Below are 26,810 nucleotides of genomic sequence, written 5' to 3' on the forward strand. Positions count from 1 at the left end.
CCGCCGGAGCGATCCTGCGGGGCTTTTTCTTGAGGGCAGACTGGCTCAGGCGTGGGAAAGCGCCTGGGCGAGATCGGCGATCAGGTCATCCGGGTTTTCAACGCCGACCGAGATGCGCAGCATGGAGGGCATGATGCCGAGCCGTTCCTTCACATCGTCCGGTACGTCCGAATGGGTCATCGAATAGGGCGCCTCCATCAGCGTTTCGGTGCCGCCAAGGCTGACGGCAAGCTTGATGATGGTGAGGTTATCGAGCACCCGGAAGGCTGCGGCCTCGTCGCCCTTGATATCGAAGGCAAAGGTCGAACCGGCCGCAAGGCACTGTTCCTTGTAGATTTTATAGGTCGGGTCACTTTCCTCAAGGAAGCCAAGGTAATGCACCTTGGCGACCTTGGGGTGATCGCGCAGATATTCTGCAATCACGCGCGCGTTTTCGGTGGAGGCCGTCATGCGGAGCTTGAGGGTTTCAAGTGACCGCATCAGGAGCCAGCAGCTATAGGGGTCGCACATGGTGCCAAGGATGGTGCGGAAACCCTGGATGGGGGTCAGCACATCGGCGGCGCCAACAACGGCACCGGCCACCACGTCCGAATGGCCGCCCACATATTTGGTCAGGCTGTAGATCACGATATCGGCGCCGTGGGCGAGCGGCTTCTGCCACAGCGGACCGAGGAAGGTGTTGTCGATCATGATGACCGGGCGGTGGCCTTGGCTGTCGGCCAACTTGTCGGCCTCGTCGCGGGCGGTATGCAGGTCAATCAGGTCGTTTGTCGGGTTGGCGGGCGTTTCACCATAAATCACCGCAATACGGCCAAGCTTCTTGGCTTGTTCGATGGCAGGCGCCAGCGTCGGCGTGTCGCCGCCTGCTTCAAACTCCACCGATTTGATGCCGAAGGACGGCAGGATATTGCGGATCAGATATTCGGTGCCGCCATAGATGGGGGCTGAATGCACGATCACGTCGCCGGGGCGGAGATAGGCAAGCAGGCTCGTTGCAATCGCCGCCATGCCGGACGAGAAGGAAAGGCCCTTTTCAGCATCTTCCCAAAGCGCCAGCCGGTCTTCGAGCATCTCGAGGTCCGGGTTGTTGATGCGGCTGTAGATCAGGCCCGGTTCTTCGCCTTGCGCCCGTGCGCGCTTGCCGTAGGCGATCTCGAAAAAGTCTTTCCCGGCCTGCGCCGACTGGAAAACGAAGGTCGAGGTCATGAAGAGGGGCGCCTTCAGGGCCCCTTCCGACAGCATGGGATCATAGCCATAACCCATCATCTGGGTTTCGGGGCTGAGCTTGTGGTTGCCGATGGTTTTTTTGCGATAATCGCGACGGCGATCAGTCATTGGAATATCCCTCCCGGTAGTTAGCCTAGCTTGTCCGCGAAGTTAGTTTCTATTGCAACCAAATTGTGAGGGGTCTTGCCAGCCGCCGGAAAAGACGGTCTAAAGGGGCATATCCCATGGAGTGTTCCCGTGTCTGCCCAACGTCTCAATGTCCCGCTGCTGATTCTGGCGCAGGCCTGTTATCTTGCTACCTCGATGACCAGCATCGCCTTCGGCGGCCTTGCAGGCGGCATGCTGGCGGCGGACCCGGCGTGGGCGACATTGCCAATTTCCCTGACCGTGGTTTCAACCGCACTGGTGACCGGACGCCTGTCGGGCCTGATGCAGCGTACCTCGCGCCAGGCCGGGTTCCGGCTCGGGGCGCTGGCGGGACTCGTGGGTGCCCTTGTCGCCATGTGGGCGATCTATGATCGCAGCTTTCCGCTCCTGTGCCTGTCGTCCCTTTTGTTCGGGCCCTTCAACGCCAGCGCCCAGTATTACCGCTTTGCGGCGGGCGAAAGCGTGGCACCGACCGAGGCACCGCGGGCCATGTCCTATGTGCTGCTTGGCGGGATCGCGGCGGCCTTCATCGTGCCCGCAGCCACTGGCTGGCTGAATGATGCCTTCATGCCCTACAGTTTCATGGGGGCCTATTTCTTCATCATGCTTGTCACGCTTTTCACGCAGGTGCCGATTGCGCTCCTGAAACCGATCGAGGCGCATGCAGCGGCTGCAACGGATGGAAGCACCGGTGACGCCCGTCCCCTGAAGGAAATCGTGCGTACCAGTGCCTTCATCGCCGCTTTCGTCAACTCGGCCACCGGCTATGCCATGATGGCCTTCGTGATGACGGCGACCCCTCTGGCCATGGAAAGTTGCGGCCTGTTGCCGGGGCAAAGTGCCTCGGTCATTCAGGGGCATGTGGTTGCCATGTTCCTGCCGAGCCTGTTCACGGGTCGCCTGATCGAACGTTTCGGCGTAGTTACAATCCTGTTCGCCGGACACTTCTTCTTCCTTCTGGCCTTCGTGCTCGCACTGATGGGGATCGAGGTTTACAATTTTTCGCTCGCGCTCATCGCGCTCGGTATCGGCTGGAACTTCTGCTTCATCGGCGGGTCGAGCCTGCTGACGCATGTTCACCGCCCATCAGAAAAGGGCCGGGTGCAGGGACTGAATGAGACCATGGTCTTCACGGTTACCGCCGTGGCGTCGCTCGGTGCCGGCGCCGCCCTTTCGTCCATTGGCTGGGCAGGGATGAACATGCTGACCTTCGTCTTTCTGGCGTGCGCCTTTGCCGCGACGCTCTATTATATTTTCAAACGTTCGAGATCATCGGAGACCGACCCCACATGCTGTTCGTCCTGAGCCCTGCCAAGAAACTGGACTTTGAGCGCGAGTCACTGGCGAGCGAGGCAACAGAGCCGCGCTTCCTGAAGGATACTGAAACGCTTGTGAAAGCCGCACGGCGGCTGAAGGCGCGGGACCTGAAGGCCATGATGGGCGTTTCGGACGCGATTGCCGAACTGAACGTGGCGCGTTTCAAGGCGTTCGAACTGCCTTTCACCACCGCCAACGCGCGGCCAGCCATCGATGCCTTCCGGGGTGACGTTTATGTGGGGCTCGATCCTGACAGCCTTTCGGACGATGACCGCGCCTTCGCGCAGGATCATGTCCGGATCCTTTCGGGGCTTTACGGGGTGTTGCGCCCCCTGGACCTGATGCAGGCGTACCGGCTGGAAATGGGCACGAAATTCCACACGCGGCGCGGTGAAACGCTCTATGCTTTCTGGGGCGACAAGCTGGCCAAAAGCCTCGACGCCGATGTGAAGGAGCATCATGCCCCGATCATCATCAATCTGGCTTCCACCGAATACTGGAAATCGGTGAACCGCAAGGCGCTGAAGGCGCGGGTCATCACGCTCCATTTCAAGGAAGTGGAACCGGACGGGCGGGCACGGGTCATCTCGTTCCTTGCCAAAAAGGCACGCGGCATGATGGCGCGTTTCGCGGTCGATGGCCGCGTGACCGAGCCCGAAGCCCTGAAAGCGTTCGACCGCGAGGGCTACCGCTTCGACCCTGCCGTATCCACCGACGATGACTGGATTTTCAGCCGCCCGGCTGTGGGTCGATAAAAGGTTCAGGTAACCGGTTTGTTAGTCGCCTCGGGCGCCGTTCTCCCCTATACTCCGCACACATTCACACGCTCGTGGGGGGATGACCATGCAATTCACGCTCAATGGGTCTGCCGTTTCGTATGACGGCGACGGCGAGATGCCGCTTCTGTGGTATCTGCGCGATCTGGCCGGCCTGACCGGTACGAAATTTGGCTGTGGCGCCGCCCTTTGCGGTGCCTGTACCGTGCATGTGGACGGGGAAGCCGTGCGCTCCTGCCAGATGCCGATGGAAAGCCTTGACGGCGTTTCAGTGACAACCATCGAAGGCCTGGCGGACGGCGACAAGCTGACCGCGTTGCAGAAGGCATGGGACGAATTCGGCGTGCCGCAGTGCGGCTATTGCCAGTCGGGCCAGATCATGCAGGCCGAAGCTCTCCTCAAGGAAACACCGAAGCCCTCTGACGATGAAATCGACGCTGCCATGAGCGGGAATATCTGCCGCTGCGGCACCTATCCGCGCATCCGGGCCGCCATCCGCGCTGTTGCCGATGGTAAGATCAAGGGAGACATGTGATGGGTATCATCGAACGTATCTCCACGACCGAAGCCAGCCGCCGCAGCGTTTTGCGCGGCCTTGGCATCACTGGCGGGCTGGTGCTTGCAGCCCCCTTGGCCGGTGGTTCACTGCAGGCGGTGCTGGCCGGTGCCGACAAGCCGCTTTCCCCTTCGGCCTATCTCGTGATCCAGCCGGATGGCACCGTGCATATCTTCATCCACCGGGTGGAGATGGGGCAGGGCAGCCGCACCGGACTGCCGCAGGTTGTGGCCGATGAGCTGGATGCGGACTGGGACAGGCTGGTGTTCGAACCCGCTTACGGCGACACCAAGTTCGGCGACCAGAATACCGACGGCTCCACTTCGATCCGCAAATTCTACGATGCTTTCCGCGAGGCGGGCGCCACGGCACGCATGCTGCTGGAAGCGGCCGCCGCCAAAAAATGGGGCGTGGCCGCGGCCGACGTGAAAACGGAAAAGCACCGGATCATCAACAAGAAATCCGGGGCTTCCGGCGACTTTGGCGAATTCGTCGGCCTTGCAGCCGACCTGCCGATGCCGGACCCCAAAACGCTTGTTTACAAAACGAAATCGGCCCGCCGCTATATCGGCAAGCCGGTGCGCAACATCTATATGGATGCTTTCCAGCGCGGCACTTCGATCTTCGGGCAGGATGTGCGCCGGGATGGCATGCTGTTCGCCGTGACGGCCCGCCCGCCTGTAGTGGGTGGCACGGTGAAATCCTACGACGAAGCCGCCGCCAAGGCAGTGCCGGGTGTGGTTGCCGTGGTGGAATTGCCCGCACTTGAAGCGCCGTGGGTGTTCAAGCCCAAGGGCGGCGTTGCCGTCGTTGCCACCAATACATGGGCGGCGATGAAGGGCCGTGATGCCCTGAATATCCAGTTCGAGGCCGGCCCCAACGGCAGCTATAACACCACCGAATACGAAGCCGGGCTCTGGAAATCGGTGGACGCGCCTACCAACGTGCGGCGCAAGCGCGGCGATGCTGCCGCCGCCATCAAGGATGCGGAGAAGGTGCTGACGGGCGACTATTTCGTGCCCCACCTGCACCATGCGCCGATGGAACCGCCTGCTGCTACCGCTGAATGGGTGGACGGCAAGCTGCATATCTGGACAAGCTGTCAGGATCCGCAGTCGGTGCAGAATACGGTGGCACCCTTCGTGGGTGAAAAGCCGGAGGATATCCGCGCCACGGCCACGCTCCTGGGCGGGGCGTTCGGCCGCAAATCCAAACCCGATTTCGCGGTTGAGGCAGCTCTTTGTGCCAAGGCTGTCGGCAAGCCGGTGAAGATGGTGTGGACGCGCGAGGATGACGTCCGCAACAGCTTCTATCACACGATTTCGGCCCAGCGCGTCTCCGTGGGACTGGATGCCAAGGGCAAGGCCACGGCATGGCGCCATGTGGCGGCTTATCCCTCGATCAGTGCGACCTTCAATCCGGCGGCGAAAGAGCCTTCAAGCGGCGAAATGGGGCTAGGCCTTACCGACCTGCCGTTTGACCTGCCGAACCTGTCGATCGAGACGGGCGAGGCTGAAGCCCATGTGCGGATCGGCTGGATGCGGTCGGTGACCAATATCCAGCAGGCTTTCGCCATCGGCTCCATGGTTGATGAAGTGGCTGTGGCAACTGGCAAGCGCACCGACAAGGTCTGGCACGACCTGATCGGCAGCGACCGCCAGATCGACCCGTCGAAGGACGGGGCCGAGTATGGCAACTATGGCGAAACGCTGGAGCGCCATCCGATCGATACGGGGCGCTTGAAAACCGTGCTCGACAAGGTCGTCAAAATGTCCGGTTACGGCAAGAAACTGCCGAAGGGCCGGGGCATGGGCATCAGCGTTCACCGGAGCTTCGTGTCTTATGTTGCCTGTGCCATCGAAGTTTCGGTGGCGGACGGCATGGCCAAAGCAGAAAAGATCTGGATCGCCATCGATTGCGGCACCGCCGTGAACCCGGACCGGGTGAAGGCGCAGATGGAAGGCGCGGTGATCTTCGGCCTTTCCATCGCCCAGCACGGCGAGATCACGGCCGAGAATGGCGCTATTGTGCAGGGTAACTTCGATGATTATCCGGTGCTGCGGATCGATGAAGCCCCGCGCGAATTCCATGTGGAAATCATCCCGTCGGATGCCGTGCCCGGTGGTGTGGGCGAACCCGGCGTGCCGCCCGTCGCACCGGCCTTCACCAACGCGATCTTCGCGGCAACAGGCAAGCGTATCCGCCGCCTGCCGCTGAAAGACCAGTTGAACGCCTGACGGTAGCGCCCATCAGAAACGCAAAGGCCGCCCCGGTAACCCGTGGGCGGCCTTTCAGTTGCGGATTAATTTTCAGGCAAGCCGCAACTGACGGCGCCGTGACGCCATGCCGGCAAGGCCGAAGCCCATGATCATCATCAGCCAGGTCGCAGGCTCGGGGATGCCGCCAACCAGGCTCAGGTCCACCACATCGGTCAGCAGAATATTGTTGAGATAGGCGTAGCCGCTGTTATTGCTGAAGGCGAAGGACAGGCTGCCCGAGCCACCCGTCTGCCCGCCGGACAGCGCGACCGTGTTGAAGTCCGAGAGATTTTCGATCCCGGTGCCGGACCAGAGCTGGTGGTTCACGTTGCTGCCACCGCCGCCGCTTGCTGAAAAGGCGAAGGTCGTGAGGGTAAGGCCTGAATCGAGGACAATATCCGCCCCCGCATTAACCGACGCCTTGTCCTTGGTGTCGTACCTGACATAACTGCAGTTGTAGGGATTGCAGATATTCCGGCTTTGGTCCTGAATGCCGTCAGTGAATGTGAGGCCGTTCGCCCCATCCATGCCATATGTCCAGCTGAGGTCGCCAAAGGTCACTTCAAGGGACAGATAGCCATAGTGGGCATAGTCGAAGATGCCAGTGCCCGAGTTGCTGCCGCTGCCGGTGGCAGCGGTTGTTGTGTCGACGGTCAGGACAGCACTGAAGCTGTCACCGTTCCCGAACGGTGTTTCGATGCCATAATAGTTTCCGCCGGTTACATCGCCCGTGAAATGAAATTCGGTGGCGGCGCTTGCCGTATGGGTGCCGGTCAGCAGGCAAGCTGCAACGGCCAAGGTCTTGCGATCGAAAAACATGTTTTCGTCTCCTTTTGGTGCGCTTCTTTGCCTGAGGGTACGCGTGCGATTACTGCCCAAATTTCGTAAAATTCTTATTGCTTCCATGGTTAACCTTGGCGCAGAGGCACGACAATCTATGAAAAATCATAGGTTTCGCCCTGATTGTGTTGCGTCCTATGTCTCGTTTCGTAAACTGGCTCGGGGAAAAGTTTGCGAGTGAGCAAGGCTGGTGGCATGGCCGATGGAAGGCTGAACGGGGCACTGGGGCGGTATCTCAGTCTCCTTATGGATGATCAGGCGGATGTGGATGCCCGGTTTCGCGGGCTATGCGAGCTTGCAGCCAGTTTCGGCTTCGAGGTGACGAACCTTGGTATTGCGACGCGCGACATCAGGGGCGAACAGCAGGCCGTCATCATGTCCAACATGTCGGATGACTGGATGGACGAATATAATGGCCGCCGCTTCGACAAGCTCGATTACGCCGTCGAGAAAATCCTGAAACCCGCCGAACCCGGCGTCATCAACAGTGTCCAGTGGGATGCGGTGCCGCTCAGCCGCGCTGACCATGTCGCGGAAGGCACACAGGAAGTGCTGGCAGGGGCCGCCGACGCCGGCATGAAATTCGGTCTCGGCTTCGGGGTGCAGTCGGCGTCGGCGACCAACGGCATCGAAAGCTTTGTCGTTGCCTTCGGTGGCAACGAGAAGGGCGCGGGTTATACCGAGCGCAGCGAGCTTGCCGAATCCCTTCTTGTGACAGCCGCCCTTTCGCTGGCGCCCAGCCTCGAGCCCGTGGCGGCCCGCAAGCGTGATGGCGGCATCAGCCTCAGCCCGCGCGAGATGGATGTGCTGCTTTATATGGGGGTTGGCATGCGGGCGGACCGGATATCCGAAAAGCTCGGCATCGCCAAGGTAACTGTGGATCTGCATGCTCGCCGCGCGCGCGAAAAGCTTGGGGCACGCACCATGCCCGAAGCTATCGCCAAGGCCATCCGCTACGGCTTCATCAGGCCCTGAGGCGATAATCCCCGCAATCCCCTTGCCGCCTGCCCCGCCGCCCCGTATAAGGCGCGGCGACTGCGACGGAGTGATTTTCATGGCGCCCCCCATTCTCAGCCTGCGCGATATCGGCCTCACCTGGGGCGGTGCCCCTGTGCTCGATGCGCTTGAGATGCATATCGGCGCGGACGAGCGGCTTTGCCTCCTTGGCCGCAACGGCACCGGCAAATCGACGCTGATGAAGATCATCGCAGGCATCATCGAGGCCGACCACGGCGAACGCTGGGTGCAGCCGGGGGCACGGATCGCCTATCTGCCGCAGGAACCGGATGCGAGCGGCCATGCCACGCTCAAGGATTATATCGTTGGCGGCCTGCCCGAAACGCAGGCGGACGAAACCTACCGTGCTGATGTGCTGATTGACGAGCTGAATGTGAACGGCAGCGCAGATCCCATGTCGGCTTCGGGCGGGGAGCTGCGCCGGGCAGCCCTTGCCCGCGCGCTGATCGGCGAGCCTGAGCTTCTGCTCCTTGATGAGCCGACGAACCATCTGGATATCGCCGCCATCGAATGGCTGGAGGCCTATCTGAAGGCGTGGCGCGGGGCCATGGTGCTGATCAGTCACGACCGCACGTTCCTCACGAACCTCGCCACCGCGTGCCTTTGGCTTGATCGCGGCGCCATCCGTCGGATGGACGCAGGCTTCGCCCGCTTCGAGGCATGGCAGGATGAAGTGCTTGCCGACGAGGAAATGCAGGCCAAAAAACTTGATAAATTCATCAAGACGGAAGGCAAGTGGGCGGTCGAAGGTATCAGCGCGCGCCGCAAGCGCAACCAGGGCCGCCTGCGCCGCCTGCAGGACATGCGCGCCGAAAGCGCCAACCGGATCAGGGCCAAGGGCTCGGTCAATATCACACTGGCGAGCGGTGAAGGGTCCGGCACGCGGGTGATCGAGGCCAAGGGTATCGCCAAGGCCTATGACGGCCGCACGCTTTTCAGCGATTTCAGCATCCGTATCAACCGGGGCGACCGGATCGGCGTTATCGGCCCGAACGGCGTTGGCAAATCGACGCTCCTGAAGGTGCTGACCGGGGAAATCCAGCCCGACGCGGGCGAGGTGAAGATCGGCACCAACCTGTTGCCCGTCTATATCGACCAAAAGCGCGCCGCGCTGAAGGACGAGGTGAGCGTGCAGGATGTGATCACCGGCGGTGGCGGCGATTATGTGCATGTGGGCGGCGAGCCCCGGCATGTGATGAGCTATCTGAAGGATTTCCTGTTCGATCCATCACAGGCGAAAACACCGGTGGGCGCGCTGTCGGGCGGGGAGCGCAACCGGCTGCTGATCGCCACGAATTTCGCCCGTCCGTCGAACCTGCTGATCCTTGATGAGCCGACGAACGATCTTGATATGGATACGCTGGATCTGTTGCAGGAAGTGTTGGCGGACTATGACGGCACCATCATTGTCGTATCGCACGACCGGGATTTCCTTGACCGCGTGGTCACCTCCTCGATCGTGATGGAAGGAGATGGCACGGCGGTTGAATATGCGGGCGGCTACAGCGACTATCGTGCTCAAAAGGCATTGTCCGCAACCGCCGAGGTGAAGCCAGCAGCCAAGCCAAAATCGAACGTGACGCCGATTGCCGACGCCCGGCCCAAAAAGACTTCAAAGCTTTCCTACAAGGACCAGCGCGAGCTCGATAACCTGCCGGCCGAGATCGAGGCGCTGACGGACGAAATCGCCGAGATCGAGGCACGGCTCGCCGATCCGGACCTTTATGCGAAAGATCCGGCGAAATTTGCCGCCCTTGGCAGAAAGCTCGAAGACAAGCGCACTTTCCTCGATGCCCGCGAAATGCGGTGGCTGGAGCTTGAGGAGCTGCGGGAAAGCCTCGAGAAATAATCGGGCTGTTCCCGGATAAGCGTTTCCATTTCTTGACAAGCGCTTACCGTGACTGTTGATTCAAACGGGGGCGACACAAGGCAAGCTGGCAGGCTAGGTGAACCTTTGACGCAGGCGATATTCAGGGTAGCTCTTTTGTGGGCTGCAGCCGCGGGGCTGTTGTCGGCCGCTGCCCGTGGGCAGGAGGCGAGCGACACCCGCCAGCCGCTTGTCTGGTATATTTATGAGCTTGACCCCTTCCATATCGTCAGCGGTCCTGATCGGGGGCAGGGCTACGGCGACAAGACGCTGGATGATATTGAAAAAGCGATGCCTCAATATCGCTTCAACCGGCAGGTCGTACCTTTCACACGCCTGCTGGCCAATATGAAGACGGTGCCGAACAGCTGCACACTTGGCCTTGTGCCCAACCCCGACCGGACGGACACCTATCTCTATTCAAAGCCCTTCATCTGGACCCAGGTGGCACAGTTTGCCGTTCAGGAGAAACGCGCGAACGAGGTGCGGGCGATCCTGACACCCGATCACAATGTGCCGCTTTCACGCGTGGATGATGCCGGCTTCCGGTATGGCGGGTTGGCCATCGAGCATCATTTCATCGACGGCATCGACGCGCATGTGCAAACGGCGCGCGCAGCCGGCCGCATGTTCGATATTGAGCGCGAAGACCTCGTTCTTGCCATGCTGGCGCGGGGACGTTTCGACTATAGTTTCAGCGCCCCCGATGAGATCGGATATTTCAACCTCCGGGCCCGTCGGGCGGGACTGCGCGACAGGCTGATTTCCTTTCCAGTAGAAGGCTCGCCCCATGTGGCAGTCAGCCATCTCGTTTGTGCGCGCTCGGATGTCGGGGCAGAGGTCATCGCGGCGGCGAACGCGCTTCTGGACAAGGAGACCGCGCCACCTTCGTGGTTCCGGCATTACCTGCGCTGGCTTGATCCCACCAATGCCGCGCTCTTTCACGAACAGGTCACACGGCTTTTGCAGAAAGACAGGGTGGAATAGGCTGTCATGCGCTTTTCAGCGGCTTTTATCTGCGGTCTCATATGCTGCATTGGCGGGGCCGTGGTCGCTGATGGCAAACCCCGGCAGGTAATCGGCTGGGTCACCTATGACAATCACCCGGTCCATATCGCCTCCGGCCCGTTCAGGGGGCAGGGCTTTGGCGATCTGACGCTCAATGATATCGAGGAACTGATGCCGGCTTACCGGCTTGACCGGCGTCAGGCAAGTGCGGCCCGCATGATGCGGCTTCTGGATGGTGATGCGCCCTTCTGCGCCTCGTTGCTGATAAAAACGCCGGAACGGGCTGCAAAATATCTCTTTTCCCCGCCTGTTCATGTGAGCAGCGGCAACCACCTGATCGTGCGGATGGAGGATGCTGCGCGTGCCAGAAGCACGCAGGGCGATGACGGCATCGATGTCGCAAAGCTACCCGCTGCCGGGTTCATCAATCTTGGCAAAGTGCGCACCCGTACACTAGGGCCCGCAATTGATCCCTTTGCCGTTGAAATGAAGGCTGGAAAGCGTCTGGTCGAGGTGGATAACATGACGGCCGTCCTGTCGCTTCTGGTGCGGGAACGCGTGGACCATGCCTTCGGCACGCCTGAAGAGGTCGCCTATTTCGAACGTGCAGCGCCGGAGGTTTATGCCGGTAAGCTTGCCCTCTTTCCGGTCAAGGGCGCGGAGAAGACGATTCTCGGTTATTTTGCCTGTGCCAGAACCCCCGCCACAGAGGCATTTCTGGCCGATCTTGGCCGTTTGATGGACAGCTTCAGCGGGTTGCCGCCATGGTATGCCTATTACTGGCAATGGGCAGGCCCCCATGCGGCGCCGGGGGATGAACTGATCCGGGGTGCCGATCGCGAAGATCGCCCCGCAGACTGACCGCGATCCCTTCATTTTTGCCGTTTTTCCCCTGTTCAAGGCAGGAAAATTTGCTAATAAGGGGCGACAGTCGCTGCCGTCGGCGGCGATCATCCATTATAGGCGATGATCCGGTCATGCGTCTGGCCGGGCCTGGCCGCGGAAACGCGAAGCCGGGACCTCGGCGCAAGGCGCGGGTCACGCAAAAAGTAAGGTCTGGAACAAGAGGATACCATGGCAGGCCATTCCCAGTTTAAGAACATCATGCACCGCAAGGGTGCGCAGGATGCCAAGCGCTCCAAAATCTTCTCGAAACTGTCGCGCGAAATCACGATGGCCGCGAAGCTCGGCGGCCCCGATGTGGCCTCGAACGCCCGCCTGCGTCTGGCGATTTCCACGGCGCGCGCCCAGTCGATGCCGAAAGACAATATCGAGCGGGCGATCCAGAAAGCCTCGGGCGGCGACGCGGAGAACTATGACGAACTGCGCTATGAAGGCTATGGCCCGGGCGGCGTCGGCATCATCGTCGAGGCGCTGACCGACAACCGCAACCGTACCGCATCTGACGTTCGCACCATCTTCTCGAAAGCTGGTGGCAACATGGGCGAAAGCGGCTCGGTTTCCTTCATGTTCGACCGTGTGGGCGAGATCGGCTTCAAGGCCGACGTGGCGGACGCTGACACCATGTTCGAGGCAGCCCTCGAGGCCGGTGCCGTGGAAGTGGAATCGGACGAGGACGGCCATGCCGTCTATACCGAGCCTGCTGACCTGCACGCGGTTGCGGCGGCCCTTACCGAGGCGCTGAAAACAGAGCCCGAGACCGCCAAGCTGATCTTCAAGGCGAAAGAGCCCACCACGCTCGACAAGGAAGGCGCCGAGAAGCTGATGAAGCTTCTGGATGCGCTGGAAGACAACGACGACGTACAGACCGTGTTCGGGGGCTATCATATCCCCGAGGACGTCATGGCAGCCCTCGAAGGCTGATAACAACAAGGTGTCGGAAGCTGTGCTTCCGGCGCCTTCTTTTCTCCGGGGGGACGGCGGCAGCCGATGAGAGTATTGGGTCTTGATCCGGGTTTGCAACGCACCGGCTGGGGTATCGTCGATGCCGTGGGGACCCGTCTTTCCCATGTCGCCAACGGCACCGTGACAACCGACCCCAAGGCGAGCCTTGCAGAACGGCTCGTGCAACTGGCCGATGGCCTGCGCGCCGTCCTTGCCGACTGGAAGCCCGAGGCCTGCGCGGTTGAGGAAACCTTCGTCAACAAGAACCCCACTTCCACGCTGAAGCTCGGGCAGGCGCGCGGCATCGCGCTTTATGTGCCGGCAAAGGCCGGCCTTATTGTTGCCGAATATACCCCCAATCATGTCAAGAAGTCGGTGGTCGGAGTAGGCCATGCCGCCAAGGAACAGATTGACGCCATGGTCAAAATGCTGCTGCCAGGAGTGAAGATCACGGGGCCTGATGCCGCCGACGCGCTTGCCGTCGCCATCACGCACGCCCACCATCTGGCAACCGACGCCGCCCTGATGCGGAGGGCATTGCCATGATTGCCAAGCTTTCCGGCCTTGTGGATACCGTCGGCACCGACTTCTGCATCATTGATGTGGGTGGTGTGGGCTATCTGGTGCAGGGCTCATCCCGCACGCTTGGTGCGCTGCCCGGGCAGGGTGAGGCCGCCCGGCTTCATATCGAAACGATTGTCCGCGAGGATGCAATCACGCTTTATGGCTTCGCGACCGTGGCCGAGCGCGACATGTACCGCCTGCTGACCTCCGTGCAGGGGGTAGGTGCCAAGGTGGGCCTTGCGATCCTGTCGGCGCTGAGCCCGACCGAAGTTGAAAATTCGATCGCCGCACAGGATGCCAAATCCATCACCCGTGCGAACGGTGTTGGGCCGAAGCTCGCCCAGCGCATCGTCAACGAACTGAAGGACAAGGTTGCCGGCATCGTGGCTGCCGCCCCGAAAGGTGTGGCTGTGAACGGCGCCGCTGCCCCCGCGACATCGCAGGCCGGGATCATCGGCGATGCCGTCTCCGCGCTCGTCAATCTCGGCTACCGCCCGACAGAAGCGCACGGCGCTGTTGTGAAGGCCGCCAAGGAGCTTGGTGAAGACGCGACCCTCGGCAAGCTTGTGCCCGCAGCCCTCAGGGAGCTTTCGGCATGAGCGACGAAAACAGGCTGATGGACCGCGAGGAAAACGCAGGCGACGGTTACGATACCGCCCTCCGCCCGCAGACGCTTGCCGATTTCATCGGCCAGCAGCAGGCCCGCGAAAACCTGAAGGTTTTTATTGATGCCGCCCGTGCACGCGGCGAGGCGATGGACCACGTGCTGTTCTTCGGGCCGCCGGGCCTTGGCAAAACGACCCTCGCCCAGATCGTTGCGCGGGAGCTGGGTGTCGGCTTCCGGGCTACCTCTGGCCCTGTCATCGCCAAGGCGGGCGATCTGGCGGCGATCCTCACGAACCTGCAGGAAAATGATGTTCTTTTCATCGATGAAATCCACCGGCTGAACCCGGCGGTGGAGGAAATCCTTTATCCGGCGATGGAGGATTTCCAGCTTGATCTCATCATCGGCGACGGCCCCGCCGCGCGGTCGGTGCGGATTGACCTGCCGAAATTCACGCTTGTGGGCGCCACCACGCGCTCCGGCCTTATCACCAAGCCGCTCCGGGACCGGTTCGGCATCCCGACCCGACTTGAGTTCTACACCACGGAAGAGCTGACCGAAGTGGTGCGGCGAGGAGCGCGGCTTCTGGGGCTCGCGATGACCGAGGATGGTGCGCGCGAGGTAGCGGCCCGTTCGCGCGGTACGCCGCGTATCGCCGGGCGCCTGCTGCGCCGGGTGCGGGATTTCGCACTGGTGGCCGAGAAAGATACCGTGGATGCCGTGGCGGCGGACGGCGCGCTGACGCGCCTCGCTGTAGACAAGCTCGGCCTCGACCTTATGGACCGGCGCTATCTTTCCTGTATCGGCGAAACCTATATGGGCGGTCCCGTGGGGATCGAGACGCTGGCCGCAGCGCTTTCCGAACCTCGCGACGCCATCGAAGATATCATCGAGCCCTATCTGATGCAGATCGGCCTTGTGGCGCGCACGCCGCGCGGGCGTATCCTGTCGCCCGATGGCTGGAAGCATCTGGGGCTCAATCCGCCTGCCGGCACCGGCGGCGCGCAGTTCGACCTGTTGGGAGGTGGCAAATGACCCTGATGCCCGCCACTGGCGAATGGAAGGACGGTGTCTTCCGTTTTCCGATCCGCGTTTATTACGAGGATACGGACGTGGGCGGCATGGTCTATCATGGCCGTTATGTCAGCTTTTTCGAGCGTGTCCGGTCGGAAAGCATCCGGGGCAGTGCCGCCGACGTTGATGCACTTTTCGATCTGCCGGCCGCCGAGGGCGGGCCGCTTACTTATGTCGTGTCGTCGATCAATGTGAAATATCACCGCCAAGCCAAGGTAGGTGATGTGCTGATCGGCCATTCGACCGTCACCCGCGTGCGCGGGGCTGCGGTTGAAATCAGGCAATGGATTGACCGCGAAGGCGAACGTGTCGCCGAAGCGGATCTGGTTGTCGCCATCGTCGGGAACGATGGAAGGCCGCGCCGCTGGCCCAAAGCGGTGGAAGAATGCTGGCGCAACTGGCAGGCCATCGAGGCCGGTCGGCAGGGCGCCTGACAACAACGAGGATCATAGAGGATCAGATGGATCAGACTCTCGAAGCAACCGAACTCGCGGGCAGCGTAGCCCAGCATGACTTTTCGATCATCGGCATGTTCATGCAGGCCGACTGGGTCGTCAAACTGGTGATGCTGATGCTGATCGGCGCCAGTATCTGGGGCTGGTCGATCATTTTCAATACATGGAAGCGCATGAAGGAAGCCCGTGGCAAGGCCAACCAGTTCGAGGATGTGTTCTGGTCGGGCAATTCGCTGGATGACCTTTATGCCCGTCTGAAGGCCGCGCCCGATCATCCGATGGCGGCAGTGTTTGTGGCGGCAATGCGTGAATGGCAGCGTAGCCTCACAGCCCGCACCTCGTCGGCGCTTGACAAAGTGACCGTATCGGACCGCATCTACAAGGTGATGCATGTCACCACGCAGCGCGAGATGGAGCGCCTTGAAGGCCAGGTGGCTTACCTTGCTACCATCGGCTCGGCCTCGCCGTTTGTGGGCCTTTTCGGTACCGTCTGGGGGATCATGAACGCCTTCACCGGTATCGCGACCGCCTCCGATACGTCGCTCGCCACCGTGGCGCCGGGCATCGCCGAAGCGTTGCTTGCGACTGCCCTTGGCCTCATCGCCGCTATCCCCTCGGTAATCGCCTACAACAAGCTGTCGAACGACCTTGGCCGGTATGGCATGCGCGTCGAAGGCTTCGCGGACGAGTTTGCCGCCATCCTGTCGCGTCAACTTGACGAACGGAGCCACTGATCATGGGTGCATCCGTCACCGGCAGCGACATCCGGGGCCGCAAGACCGGTCGCCGCCGGTATGCCCCGATGGCCGAAATCAACGTGACGCCCTTTGTGGACGTCATGCTGGTGCTTCTGATCATCTTCATGGTGGCTGCTCCGCTTCTCACCGCCGGTGTGGCGGTGGACCTGCCCAAGGCGAAAGCCAAGCCGCTGGCGCAGGATAGCAAGCCGCTTGAGGTGTCGATCGATCAAAAAGGCGCCATATTCCTCGCCGATACTGCCATTACGGTCGAAGAGCTGGGGCCGCGCCTCAAGGCAATCTCCGAAAACCGTATGGATACCCGCATCTATATCCGGGCTGACCGGACGCTGGATTACGGGGATGTCATGGAAGTTGTCGGCACCATCAACTCGGCTGGTTTTACCAAGGTGGCCCTGATTGCAGACCCGTCGAAGAAATGACGAAGACCGGCTGATGCCGGTCTCCGAAAACAAGCCTGATCGTGCCGGCTGGATTATGTCGGCGGCGCTGCATGTCGGCGTCGTGGGTGTTGTCATTTACGGGCTGCCGAGCATCGAGCGCCCGAATATCGCGCCGCCGCCGCCGATTGTGATCGAGTTCGACCAGATCGCTGAAAAGACCCAGCAGCTCGCCCCCGCGCCCGAGGAAAAGGCCGAGGAAGAAACCAAGCCGGAGGAAGAGCCGAAGTTCGCCCCGGCGCCCGAGCCGGAGCCCGAGCAGGCGGAAAGCGTGCCGCTGCCGGAGCCGAAACCGGCCGAGCCCGAGAAGAAGGAAGAGAAGCCTGAGCCTCCGAAGCCGAAGCCCGAGGAAATCGAGCGCAAGCAGGTGGTGGAAAACGTGCGTCCGCAAGCCAAGCCGAAGCCGCCGAGCCGGTTCAGCGCCTCGCGCATCTCGGCCCTCATCGACAAGTCGATCAAGGAAGACCAGAAGCCCGAGACCGACAAGAAAGATGAGGAAAAGGCACCCGAGCAGGCCGTGAAGAAGGATACGTTCGCAGCCCTTCGCGGTCGTTTTGCCACGGCGTCGCTCAAGGATGCTCTCAGCCAGAAACTGGCCGGCTGCTGGAACTTCCCCGGCGGCGCCAAGGATGTATCGAACTTCAACGTGACGGTACGCATCTGGCTTCGCCCCGATGGGTCGCTGTCCCGCATGCCGCAATATGCGGACGTGGGCGACCTTTCGGACGGTTTCTATCGCACCTTTGCGGAAAGTGCGCTGCGCGCCGTGCGGCTCTGCGAGCCCTTCACGGAAGCCAGCGATTACATTCGCGAGGGCAACCAGTATATTGATTTCAACTTCAACGGGGCGGAATTCGCGGGCGGCTGATCGCGCGCGTACCATCCCACCAAACGAGAAGACAAAGGACCGTTTGACATGCTGAGACTGTTTACCGGACTCATCCTGATTGTCGCGGCGACCGCCGGGGCCTCCGCCCAGATGCGCGTCGATGTGAACCGCGGGACGATGGACCCCGTGCCCATCGCAATCCCCGATTTCTTCGCGCCAGAAAATACCGAGACCGCCTCGGGGCGGCTGGCTGAAATCGGCGCCAGCATGTCGCAGGTCATCACCAACAACCTCGTCTCGACGGGGCTGTTCCGGGCGATTGACCCCAAGGCCTTCATCGAGAAGCAGCCGGCGGCGGGCGCGCGCCCCAAATTCGCCTCGTGGCGGCCGCTCGCGACCCAGGGCCTTGTCACCGGCACCATCCGCATGCTGCCGAACGGCAACTTGCGCGTCGAGTTCCGTCTATGGGACGTGGTGCAGGAAATCCAGATGGAAGGCGTGGGCTATTCCACACCGGCCTCCAACTGGCGCCGCATTGCCCATGTGATCTCGGACCGCATCTATACCCGCCTCACCGGTGAGGAAGGCTATTTCGATACGCGGATCGTCTATATCGCCGAAACCGGCAAGGCAACGAGCCGCACCAAGCGTCTCGCGATCATGGATCAGGACGGAGCCAACCAGCAGCTCCTGACCGATGGCAGCTATCTGGTGCTGACCCCGCGCTTCTCGCCGAACCGTCAGGAAATCACTTTCCTCAGCTACTATAAGGACGAGCCGAGGGTTTACCTTTTCAACATCCTGTCGAACCGGTTCGAAATCCTTGGCGATTTCCCGAACATGACCTTCGCTCCGCGCTTCTCGCCCGATGGCAACAAGGTGATCATGACGCTCGCGGAAAAGGGCAACTCGGACATCTATACGATGGACCTGCGCACCCGCCGCGTGACCCGCCTGACGACCCACCCGGGTATCGACACGAGCCCCAGCTACTCGCCTGACGGATCGCGGATCGTCTTCAACTCAGACCGTGGCGGCAGCCAGCAGCTTTATGTGATGAATGCGGACGGCACCAACGTGCAGCGCATCTCGTTCGGCAAGGGCCGTTACGCTACGCCCGTGTGGTCGCCGCGCGGTGACCTTGTCGCCTTCACCAAGATGGGCGATTCCAAGTTTCGCATCGGCGTGATGAAGCCCGATGGCACCGGCGAGCGCCTGTTGACCGACGCCTATCAGGACGAAGGCCCGACCTGGGCGCCGAACGGCCGTGTGATCATGTATTTCCGTACCACGCCCTATGACCGCGCCGGCAACGGTGGCCGGGCATCGCTGTGGTCGGTTGACCTGACCGGCTATAACGAACGCCAGATCAAGACGCCGTTTGATGCCTCGGACCCGGCCTGGTCGCCGCCGCTGCCGGTGACGACCCGCAACTGATGCCTACACCGCCCTGATTGCCGTGGCGAACAGGGCGTCGTGGAACCAGTAAAGCCCAGCAAAAAGGGCAAGCCCGATAAGAGCCGTGACAATGTCGCGGCTCTTTGGCTGTGGGGCGGGTTTCACCCATTCGCCATCGCGGCGGTTGATGCCGATGACCGAGATGAGCGCCCAAAGCCCGAGCCCGCCGAACAGCAGGACCGCCCGCGTCTCACCATTTACCAGAAGATGCAGCAGCGCCCACAGGATAACGCCGGTCAGTTGCGGGTGGCGCAGGACCCGTTTCAGGTTGGTCGGCGCGTTTCCGGCGATGAACAGGATCATGGCGAGCGGCATGAGCACAACGGTCGCGATGCCAGCACCGTTGAACGGCGTGTAGATCAGCCCCGTATCTGCCGATTTCCAACCGGCCACGATGAGGGTGATGGAGCCCACGATCATGAGCGCGAAAATACCTCGCCACGCCATGCCACCCACCCGGTCGGCGATGCGGGCCCGCAGGGCAGGTGCGAACACGGGCAGGAAATGAAGGCCCGCGAAGGCGGCAATTCCGAGAAATAACAGCAGCATGACAGTCCCCCTTGTCTGGAAGGGCTATGGTCAGCGCGGCTCCGGTGGCGGCGCGCCATAGCCTATATCGAACCAGCCACCGACGGCGCCATCGGCACCGACATAGATGTCATCGCGGCTGCTGGACTGCCAGTCGATGATTTCGGCTGATTGGTAGAAGGCGATGAAGTGTTCGACCCTGTCGCCAGTGTTGCCAAGAAGCGGCAGATACACCGCCAGCAACTGTTCGTGCGAGCCGTTCGGGCGCTCCAGCCGGTAATAGCTGAAATAGCCGCAGGGCGTGGTGGCGGAAAGGTGCAGGCGGCGATTGAAGACCGGCCGAAGATCGGGGCTCATGAAATTGAAGATGTTCAGGCCTATCGGGTTACGGCCCATACGCTCGGCCACGGCTTCCGAAGCCAGCCGGTAGGTCAGGCTATCGTCACCGCCATAGTCCATAAGCGATACATGGGCAGCAAGCGAGCGTAGCTGAACCGGACCGAGATCCTTGCGCCTCGGGATGCCTCCCGACGTTGCTGTTACCTCCTGCCAGATGCCGATCAGCTTCTGCAGCGGGCGCTGCTTGTCGGCGGACAGCAGGTTCAGGAACGTGAAGTTTGCATCCATAGCATCGCCGGCTTCGGTCGTTGGAAACGATATCGGGGATTCTTGCCGACTTCTGCGTATATGAGCAAGTCTCATCTTTTGGCGGAAGGCTCAGAGGCTGCGACCGCCGGAAATATTCATGGCGGCATCTGCCCCCAAAATCTCGTTTGAAAATTCGTCAGGAAGCCCGAAACCCAAGTCGAAGGCGCTGCCGAACGCCTGGTCTTCATCGATATAGACCTCGTCACGCCCTTCTGGGCGCCAGTCCACCATCGCTCCCATATGCTCCATGCGGATGAAATGAGCGGCATCATTCCCGACATGGTCGGTCAGCGGCAGCAGGATGATGGCGGCGACATTGTGATTGCCGTTCGGCTGTTGCAGCCGGTAACTCGCCGCATAGCCGCATGGATGGGTGGCGGCTAAGCGCAAACGCCGCTGAACGGCCGGCAGGATTTTCGGGTCGAGGACATCAAGGACATTGAAACCGATCGGGTCTTGGTGGATGCGGGCCGTCACCTCCCGCGAGGCCAGGCGGAACTTCAGCGTTTCGCCGTCATAGTCGAACAGGGAAATATGTTGCGTGAGGCCGCGAAGCCGGGCCGGGCTCATATCCTGGCGCAGGGGCAAGCCGCCACGCTGCAGGGCGGCGTCTTTCCACGCGTCCACCAGCGCCTGCACAAGCCGGGCTGCTTCCGGTGCCACACGTTTCAGGAAGATCGAGCTTTCCACCAGCATGATTGCTGTCCCTCCAGCCCCGGCCCTCGGTGCAATTGTGCCTTCGATCAGGGCGCGCGGCAACAGTTTCCGACGGGATCAGCCGCCAAGTGGCGGAACGGGCAGCGACGGATCGGCGGTGCACAGGAACCATGGGTTCAGGAAGGTTTTCGTATCCTTGCCGTAACGAAGGGGCGCACCGCCACCGACCGTGACGCTGCCGCCGGCGGCTGCGAGGACGGCATGCGCGGCGGCGGTATCCCATTCGCAGGTGGGGCCGAGGCGGGGGTAGAGGTCCGCTTCGCCCGCAGCCAGCAGGCAGAATTTCAGCGACGAGCCGATGGAAACATGATCGGCTGCCGGAAAGTGGGCGAGCCAGCTTTCAAGCTCCGGCGAGCGGTGCGATTTGGAGGCGACGATCACCATGTTGGCCGCATCCGCCTTGCGGCAGGCGATGGCCTGTGCCGTGCCCATGCGGCCACCTTTCACGTCTGCCATCCAGGCGCCTTTGCCGACGATCCCCCAATATATTTTCCCGAGTGCCGGGGCATAGACGAAGCCCATGGTCGGCCGGCCGTCTTCAATGAGGCCGATATTCACGGTGAAGTCATTGCCGCGCTTGATGAATTCCTTGGTGCCATCCAGCGGATCGACCAGCCAGAAGGTGCCGCCCGAGATATCCGGGCATTTGCCTTCGGACTTCGCTTCCTCGCCCACCATCGGGATATCGGGCGCGATCAGCTTCAGGGCTGCCTCGATAATGGCCTCGCCGCGCCGGTCGGCTTCGGTCACCGGCGACTGGTCGGCCTTACCGAAAATTTCGAAGTCGCTCGCATAGACATCCATGACGGCGGCACCGGCCTCCAGCATGACGGCGAGAAGGCTGTCGACGGGGATGGGGCGGGGTGTCGTCATGGCAGAAAGATTTCCTTGTCACTCAGGAGCTTCGCGCGGGGCGGCAAAAGGAGAAAATTTGCATTCGCTGCTTGGCCTTGACCGCAAGCTTGGCTATGGTCCGTTAGCTGCGGGTATATCAGGTCCGGGAGGCCATGCCATGTCAAAATTGGATTTTGCTGCGCTTCTGTGTTCGCGCCTCTGTCATGACCTCGTGAGCCCTGTGGGCGCCATCTCGAACGGGATCGAGATACTGCAGGAAGAACATGACGCGGCCATGCGGGAACAGGTGATCGACCTGTTGCAGAAATCGGCGCAGCAAACGAGCAACAAGCTTCAGTTTTTCCGCCTCGCCTTCGGGGCGGCCGGTGGCTTTTCCTCGCGGCTTGACATGCGCGAAGTGCAAAAGGCGCTCAGTGTGTTCCTGGAAGGAACCCGCGTCACGCTTGACTGGAAAGCGAGTGTTGCCGATGCGCCCAAGGGGATCGTCAAGCTGATCCTCAATCTCTGCCTCGTGGCGTCCGAGACGCTCATCCGGGGCGGCGTGATGGAAGTGCGGATCGATCCGGTGGGCGACAATGCCATCGATATCGTGGTGTTTGTATCCGGTGAGCGGTTCATCATGCAGGAAGCCGTGCGCGCGGCGCTCGTCGGCGAGGTGAACGAGGAGGAAGTCGAGCCCCGCTCGGCCCCCGCATGGCTCGCCTCAACGACCGCGAAGGAGCTTGGCGGCATCATCAGCGTTTCGAGCGAAGACGGCACCCGCCACCGGCTTGCGGTGCAGGTGCGATCATCTGGCGATTGATCCCGGCGTTTGCGGCGCGTATCAATAAAGAAAGGGTCACGTTAGGGATGCTTGTTTTACAGCTTCTTAACGGTTTTTAGCGATGGTGTTGAAGCTGCGGTTCCGCGTACCTATTCCGACCTTCCGCCGACATATTCTAATGTGGGGACGACCCGATGGACGACTTGCTTAATGAATTCCTCACCGAAACCGCTGAAAGCATTGACGTTGTTGATGTCGAGCTGGTGAAGCTGGAACAGGACCCGAATAACAAGGAAGTCCTCGATAACATTTTCCGCCTTGTTCATACGATCAAGGGGACGTGCGGTTTCCTTGGCCTGCCGCGCCTCGAATCGGTGGCGCACGCGTCGGAAAACGTCCTTGGCAAATTCCGCGACGGCGAGCTTGATGTATCCGAGCATGCCGTGACCGTCATTCTGGAAAGCCTCGACCGCATCAAGGAAATCCTTGCGGGTCTTGAGGCGACGGAAGAAGAGCCTGTCGGCGACGATAGTGACCTGATCAGTCGTCTGGACGCGATTGCCGAAGGCGGTGTCGGCCCTGCGGCAGCGCCCGAACCCGAACCCGATGTGATCGAAGGCGAGATTGTGGACCCCGGCCTCGGCCGCCCGCTCAAGCCCGGCGAAGTTTCGCTCGAGGAACTTGAAGCCGTCTTCAATTCGACGCCCGGACCGGATGAAGCCGAGCCCGCACCGGCGCCGAAGGCCGAGAAGAAATCGAAGAAAGCCGACCGCACCGGGCCGCTCTTTGACCGCGTGGGCGGCGAGGACGCCGTGGTTGTGGTTGCCCACCTGATGTCGGAACGCCTGTCGGGCGACAAGAAACTCGGGAAATTCTTCCCCGCAAGCGGCACCGAGCAGACCAAGGCCCGCCTGACCGGGCTTCTGATGTCGCTCCTCAAGGACGATCTTGATAGTGCCGATGCCGTCGCCCGCCAACTGATGACCACCGGTGGCTTCGGCGAAGCTGAATTCGATGCGCTGACGGCGCTTGCGAAAGACGTGTTCAAGCAGTGCCAGGTCGAGGCTGAAGCCTGCGACGAGGCCGTGATGACCTTCGAACTGATCCGCGACGCCGTGGTTGCCTCCTCGAAGGCGCTTGCCGCGCCGAAGGATGCAAAGGCGAAGGGTGCAACTGCCGCAGCGGCCGGTCGCGACAAGGAAGACGGCGAAGGTGCCGGCGGTGGCCGCGCCAGCCAGTCGATCCGCGTGAGCGTCGATCTTCTGGAAGACCTGATGAACATGGTCTCCGAACTGGTGCTGACCCGGAACCAGCTTCTGCAGATTGTCCGTAACATGGACAATAGTGAGCTTGCCGTGCCGCTGCAGCGCCTGTCGCAGTGCACGACCGAGCTGCAGGAAAACGTCATGAAGACGCGGATGCAGCCCATCGGCAACGCCTGGGCCAAGCTGCCGCGGATCGTGCGCGACCTTACCGTCGAACTCGACAAGAAAATCGAGCTCGAGATGCGCGGCGCCGAAACCGAGCTGGACCGCCAGGTGCTCGAGCTGATCAAGGACCCGCTGACCCACATGGTCCGGAACTCTGCCGACCATGGCATCGAGCGCCCGGCCGAGCGGATCGCCTCCGGTAAGCCCGAACATGGCACGATTGTCCTGAACGCCTATCACGAAGGCGGCCATATCATCATGGAAATCAAGGATGATGGCCGCGGCATTCCGGTGCAGAAGCTGAAGTCGAAAATTCTCGAGAAAAAGCTGGCGACGGAAGCCGAGCTTGCCGAGATGTCAGATAACCAGATCCAGAAATTCATCTTCCACCCGGGCTTCTCGACCGCCGAAAAGGTGACGAGCGTTTCGGGCCGCGGTGTGGGCATGGATGTGGTGCGTTCGAACATCGAAAAGATCGGTGGCACCATCGACATGGTCTCGATCGAGGGCAAGGGCTCGACCTTCACGATCAAGATCCCGCTCACGCTTGCCATCGTTGCCGGCCTCATCGTCGAGGCCTCGGGCGAACGTTACGCTATTCCTCAGATCAGCGTGCTTGAGCTTGTCCGTGCATCGGACGACAGCGAGCACCGTATCGAGACGATCAAGGATACGCCGGTGCTGCGCCTGCGGAACCGCCTGCTGCCGCTCGTTTACCTCAATGAAGTCCTGAAGTTCCAGACGCGCGCCGAAATCGACGCCCGCGAAAGTCAGGATGGCTTCATCGTGGTGACGCAGGTTGGTGCTTTCACCTTCGGTATCGTGGTCGATCAGGTGTTCGATACCGAAGAGATTGTGGTGAAGCCGGTCGCGCCGATCCTGAAGGATCTCGAGGTCTATTCGGGCAATACCATCCTTGGCGATGGCAGTGTGATCATGATCCTCGATCCGAACGGCATCGCTTCGGCCACCAGCCAGACGCAGGCCGAACAGCACGAGGAAACCGAAAGCAAGGCCCGCGCGGCCCGCACCGAAGGCGAGGAGCGCGAAAGCATGCTGCTGTTCCACGCAGGCGGCGAGCATCCCAAGGCGGTGCCGCTGTCGCTTATCGCGCGTCTTGAAGATATCCCGGTCGAGGAGATCGAAACCTCCGATGGCCGCCTGATGGTCCAGTATCGTGGCAGCCTGATGCCGCTCATCATGGCCGATCAGGCCGTGAAGCTTGTTGAAAGCGGGCGCCAGCCGGTCCTCGTCTTCACCGACGGTGATTACACGATGGGTCTTGTGGTGGATCGCATCCTCGATATCGTCGAAGACAAGCTCGAGGTTCGCCTCGCCTCCGCCCGTCAGGGTGTGGTGGGGTCGGCCATCATCGCCGGTCATGCGACCGAAGTGATCGATGTGGCTTACTATCTGGACCTCGCCTTTGCAGGCTGGATGAAGAAGAAGGACAAGGGAACGGATACGGCGGTTATGACCGGGGCACGCGTGCTGCTGGTTGATGACAGCGATTTCTTCCGCAGCATGGTGAAGCCGGTACTGGCCGTCGCCGGCTACAAGGTAAAAACCGCACGGGACGGCAAGCAGGCGCTCGCCGCACTCGAGGACGACAAATATGACCTGATCATTTCGGATATCGAGATGCCGGTCATGGGCGGCCTTGAGTTTGCCCGTGCGCTGCGCGCCGACAAACGCTTTGCGCATATCCCGCTTGTCGCCTTGTCGTCGCTCGCCACCGAACGCGATATCGCGCGGGGCCGTGAAGCCGGGTTCGATGATTATGTCGCCAAGTTCGACAAGGAAACCCTGCTGAGAAGCCTCGCCCAGCAACTCAAGGTGCATGGAGACGCCGCATGAACGACCTCGTGGTACGCAACGATCTGAATGTGATCGGCGGGACGGGCCGCCGGGACTTCGTGACCATCAAGCTTGCTGAACAGACGCTGGGTATCCCGGTGCTGGCCGTGCAGGATGTGCTTAATCCGCAGAAGATCACCAGGATCCCGCTGGCACCCGATTGGGTGGCAGGTGTGCTGAACCTGCGTGGCCGGATCGTGACCGCGATCGATTTGCGCCGCCGCCTTGGCCTGCCGCCGCAGGATGCAGCGAAGCGCAGCATGTCCGTCGTTGTGGATTTCTACGGCGAGCCTTACAGCCTGCAGATCGATTCCGTGGGTGAAGTGCTGTCGCTGGAAGACAGCCTTTTTGAACGCAATCCGGTAACGCTGGATCAGCGTTGGCGGGATGTGAGCCGGGGCATCTACCGGCTGGAAAAAGAGCTTCTCGTGATCCTGGATGTTGAGAAGCTGCTGGGCAACGCCGCTTCAAGCAAGGCGGCCTGATCAGAAATAAAGGCCGTGCAGCAGTGCGGCCTGATATAGAATAAGGGGATGCCGGGCTCCGGTGGGGGGTTGCAGGCAGATAAGTGGACCGAGGGAGAGCCCGACCGATGAAATCCTGTCTTGTTGTCGATGACTCGAAAGTGATCCGCAAGGTTGCGAGACGCATCCTTGAGGAACTGCAGTTTGAGATCGGCGAAGCTGTCGATGGCAAGGATGCACTCGATCAGTGCATCGCCAAGATGCCTGATGTTGTGCTTCTCGACTGGAACATGCCGGTGATGAACGGGCTTGAATTCCTTGTGGCCCTGCGCAGCCAGACCGGCGTGAAGCAGCCGATCGTGGTGTTCTGCACCACTGAAAACGACATGGCGCACATCCGTCAGGCCATCGAGGCCGGCGCGGACGAATATATCATGAAGCCCTTCGACCGCGAGATCATCGAGGCGAAGTTCAACCAGGTCGGCTTGCTGTAATCCCTGCAGCATCC

General features: G+C 61.2%; 27 protein-coding genes. 21 read left to right on the forward strand and 6 right to left on the reverse strand.

Annotation, left to right across the window (positions count from 1 at the left end; translation table 11 throughout):
- Positions 1-45 precede the first annotated feature (45 nt).
- The gene (locus OU694_RS01515) at positions 46-1,335 is read right to left on the reverse strand and encodes a cystathionine gamma-synthase family protein (RefSeq protein ID WP_308909246.1); all 1,290 of its coding nucleotides are present in this window, start codon (positions 1,333-1,335) and stop codon (positions 46-48) included.
- A 129-nt stretch (positions 1,336-1,464) separates the two neighbouring features.
- Here OU694_RS01515 and OU694_RS01520 point away from each other — a divergent pair, with 129 nt between their 5' ends.
- The 4 genes from OU694_RS01520 to OU694_RS01535 all read left to right on the forward strand — a co-directional run bounded on the left by OU694_RS01520 (position 1,465) and on the right by OU694_RS01535 (position 6,260).
- Complete coding sequence (locus OU694_RS01520; RefSeq protein ID WP_308909247.1) at positions 1,465-2,679, forward strand: MFS transporter; 1,215 nt, start codon at positions 1,465-1,467, stop codon at positions 2,677-2,679.
- Positions 2,664-3,446, forward strand: a complete 783-nt coding sequence (gene yaaA / locus OU694_RS01525) for a peroxide stress protein YaaA (protein WP_308909248.1) — start codon at positions 2,664-2,666, stop codon at positions 3,444-3,446. The genes OU694_RS01520 and yaaA overlap by 16 nt, the downstream gene beginning before the upstream one ends.
- Positions 3,447-3,534: 88 nt before the next feature.
- Entirely contained in the window at positions 3,535-4,002 is a 468-nt protein-coding gene (locus OU694_RS01530; RefSeq protein ID WP_289505151.1) for a (2Fe-2S)-binding protein, read from the forward strand.
- Complete coding sequence (locus OU694_RS01535) at positions 4,002-6,260, forward strand: xanthine dehydrogenase family protein molybdopterin-binding subunit (protein ID WP_308909249.1); 2,259 nt, start codon at positions 4,002-4,004, stop codon at positions 6,258-6,260. The genes OU694_RS01530 and OU694_RS01535 overlap by 1 nt, the downstream gene beginning before the upstream one ends.
- 72 nt (positions 6,261-6,332) lie before the next feature.
- On the opposite strand, the gene OU694_RS01540 is transcribed toward OU694_RS01535, so the two are convergent.
- Complete coding sequence (locus OU694_RS01540) at positions 6,333-7,100, reverse strand: PEPxxWA-CTERM sorting domain-containing protein (protein WP_308909250.1); 768 nt, start codon at positions 7,098-7,100, stop codon at positions 6,333-6,335.
- 198 nt (positions 7,101-7,298) lie between these two features.
- On the opposite strand from OU694_RS01540, the gene OU694_RS01545 reads away from it, so the two are divergent.
- From OU694_RS01545 to tolB, 13 genes are all read left to right on the forward strand, one after another.
- Positions 7,299-8,096, forward strand: coding sequence for a helix-turn-helix transcriptional regulator (locus OU694_RS01545; protein ID WP_308909251.1), 798 nt, complete (start codon positions 7,299-7,301; stop codon positions 8,094-8,096).
- 79 nt (positions 8,097-8,175) lie between these two features.
- Positions 8,176-9,987, forward strand: coding sequence for an ATP-binding cassette domain-containing protein (locus tag OU694_RS01550; RefSeq protein ID WP_308909252.1), 1,812 nt, complete (start codon positions 8,176-8,178; stop codon positions 9,985-9,987).
- 135 nt (positions 9,988-10,122) lie between these two features.
- Complete coding sequence (locus OU694_RS01555) at positions 10,123-10,992, forward strand: hypothetical protein (protein ID WP_308909253.1); 870 nt, start codon at positions 10,123-10,125, stop codon at positions 10,990-10,992.
- 6 nt (positions 10,993-10,998) lie between these two features.
- Positions 10,999-11,874, forward strand: coding sequence for a transporter substrate-binding domain-containing protein (locus OU694_RS01560; protein WP_308909254.1), 876 nt, complete (start codon positions 10,999-11,001; stop codon positions 11,872-11,874).
- 213 nt (positions 11,875-12,087) lie between these two features.
- On the forward strand, positions 12,088-12,837 hold the full coding sequence (locus tag OU694_RS01565) for a YebC/PmpR family DNA-binding transcriptional regulator (protein ID WP_308909255.1): 750 nt from the start codon (positions 12,088-12,090) through the stop codon (positions 12,835-12,837).
- Positions 12,838-12,903: 66 nt separating this feature from the next.
- Positions 12,904-13,404 (forward strand): crossover junction endodeoxyribonuclease RuvC, encoded by a 501-nt coding sequence (gene ruvC / locus OU694_RS01570; protein ID WP_308909256.1) that lies wholly within the window; start codon positions 12,904-12,906, stop codon positions 13,402-13,404.
- A complete protein-coding gene (gene ruvA, locus OU694_RS01575; RefSeq protein WP_308909257.1) occupies positions 13,401-14,021 on the forward strand; it encodes a Holliday junction branch migration protein RuvA in 621 nt (206 codons plus the stop codon). Before ruvC ends, ruvA begins: the two co-directional genes overlap by 4 nt.
- Positions 14,018-15,061 carry a Holliday junction branch migration DNA helicase RuvB gene (gene ruvB / locus OU694_RS01580; protein WP_308909258.1) on the forward strand — a complete coding sequence of 348 codons (1,044 nt, stop codon included), beginning with the start codon at positions 14,018-14,020 and terminating at the stop codon, positions 15,059-15,061. Before ruvA ends, ruvB begins: the two co-directional genes overlap by 4 nt.
- Complete coding sequence (locus OU694_RS01585) at positions 15,058-15,534, forward strand: hotdog domain-containing protein (RefSeq protein ID WP_373460173.1); 477 nt, start codon at positions 15,058-15,060, stop codon at positions 15,532-15,534. Before ruvB ends, OU694_RS01585 begins: the two co-directional genes overlap by 4 nt.
- Positions 15,535-15,560: 26 nt before the next feature.
- Positions 15,561-16,289: a protein TolQ gene (tolQ, locus tag OU694_RS01590; protein ID WP_289505167.1), complete on the forward strand. Its 729-nt coding sequence runs from the start codon at positions 15,561-15,563 to the stop codon at positions 16,287-16,289.
- Between the two features lie 2 nt (positions 16,290-16,291).
- Entirely contained in the window at positions 16,292-16,735 is a 444-nt protein-coding gene (tolR, locus tag OU694_RS01595; RefSeq protein ID WP_308909259.1) for a protein TolR, read from the forward strand.
- Positions 16,736-16,748: 13 nt separating this feature from the next.
- The gene (gene tolA / locus OU694_RS01600; protein ID WP_308909260.1) at positions 16,749-17,621 is read left to right on the forward strand and encodes a cell envelope integrity protein TolA; all 873 of its coding nucleotides are present in this window, start codon (positions 16,749-16,751) and stop codon (positions 17,619-17,621) included.
- A 48-nt stretch (positions 17,622-17,669) separates the two neighbouring features.
- Positions 17,670-19,019 (forward strand): Tol-Pal system beta propeller repeat protein TolB, encoded by a 1,350-nt coding sequence (tolB, locus tag OU694_RS01605; RefSeq protein ID WP_308909261.1) that lies wholly within the window; start codon positions 17,670-17,672, stop codon positions 19,017-19,019.
- Positions 19,020-19,022: 3 nt separating this feature from the next.
- Here tolB and OU694_RS01610 read toward each other — a convergent pair whose 3' ends face one another.
- The 4 genes from OU694_RS01610 to cysQ form a co-directional block, all read right to left on the reverse strand.
- Positions 19,023-19,589 (reverse strand): NnrU family protein, encoded by a 567-nt coding sequence (locus OU694_RS01610; RefSeq protein WP_308909262.1) that lies wholly within the window; start codon positions 19,587-19,589, stop codon positions 19,023-19,025.
- 30 nt (positions 19,590-19,619) lie between these two features.
- Positions 19,620-20,195: a PAS domain-containing protein gene (locus OU694_RS01615; protein ID WP_308909263.1), complete on the reverse strand. Its 576-nt coding sequence runs from the start codon at positions 20,193-20,195 to the stop codon at positions 19,620-19,622.
- Positions 20,196-20,285: 90 nt separating this feature from the next.
- On the reverse strand, positions 20,286-20,912 hold the full coding sequence (locus OU694_RS01620) for a PAS domain-containing protein (RefSeq protein ID WP_308909264.1): 627 nt from the start codon (positions 20,910-20,912) through the stop codon (positions 20,286-20,288).
- A gap of 78 nt (positions 20,913-20,990) precedes the next feature.
- On the reverse strand, positions 20,991-21,806 hold the full coding sequence (gene cysQ, locus OU694_RS01625) for a 3'(2'),5'-bisphosphate nucleotidase CysQ (protein WP_308909265.1): 816 nt from the start codon (positions 21,804-21,806) through the stop codon (positions 20,991-20,993).
- Between the two features lie 139 nt (positions 21,807-21,945).
- Here cysQ and OU694_RS01630 point away from each other — a divergent pair, with 139 nt between their 5' ends.
- From OU694_RS01630 to OU694_RS01645, 4 genes are all read left to right on the forward strand, one after another.
- Positions 21,946-22,590 carry a histidine phosphotransferase family protein gene (locus tag OU694_RS01630; protein WP_308909266.1) on the forward strand — a complete coding sequence of 215 codons (645 nt, stop codon included), beginning with the start codon at positions 21,946-21,948 and terminating at the stop codon, positions 22,588-22,590.
- A gap of 155 nt (positions 22,591-22,745) precedes the next feature.
- Positions 22,746-25,838 (forward strand): chemotaxis protein CheW, encoded by a 3,093-nt coding sequence (locus OU694_RS01635; protein WP_308909267.1) that lies wholly within the window; start codon positions 22,746-22,748, stop codon positions 25,836-25,838.
- Positions 25,835-26,323, forward strand: a complete 489-nt coding sequence (locus OU694_RS01640; protein ID WP_308909268.1) for a chemotaxis protein CheW — start codon at positions 25,835-25,837, stop codon at positions 26,321-26,323. Before OU694_RS01635 ends, OU694_RS01640 begins: the two co-directional genes overlap by 4 nt.
- 107 nt (positions 26,324-26,430) lie before the next feature.
- Positions 26,431-26,796, forward strand: coding sequence for a response regulator (locus tag OU694_RS01645; RefSeq protein ID WP_289505179.1), 366 nt, complete (start codon positions 26,431-26,433; stop codon positions 26,794-26,796).
- The last annotated feature ends 14 nt before the right edge of the window (positions 26,797-26,810 follow it).

Origin of the sequence: Pseudokordiimonas caeni (assembly GCF_026719705.1) — a bacterium.
Taxonomy (GTDB): Bacteria; Pseudomonadota; Alphaproteobacteria; order Sphingomonadales; family Kordiimonadaceae; genus Gimibacter; species Gimibacter caeni.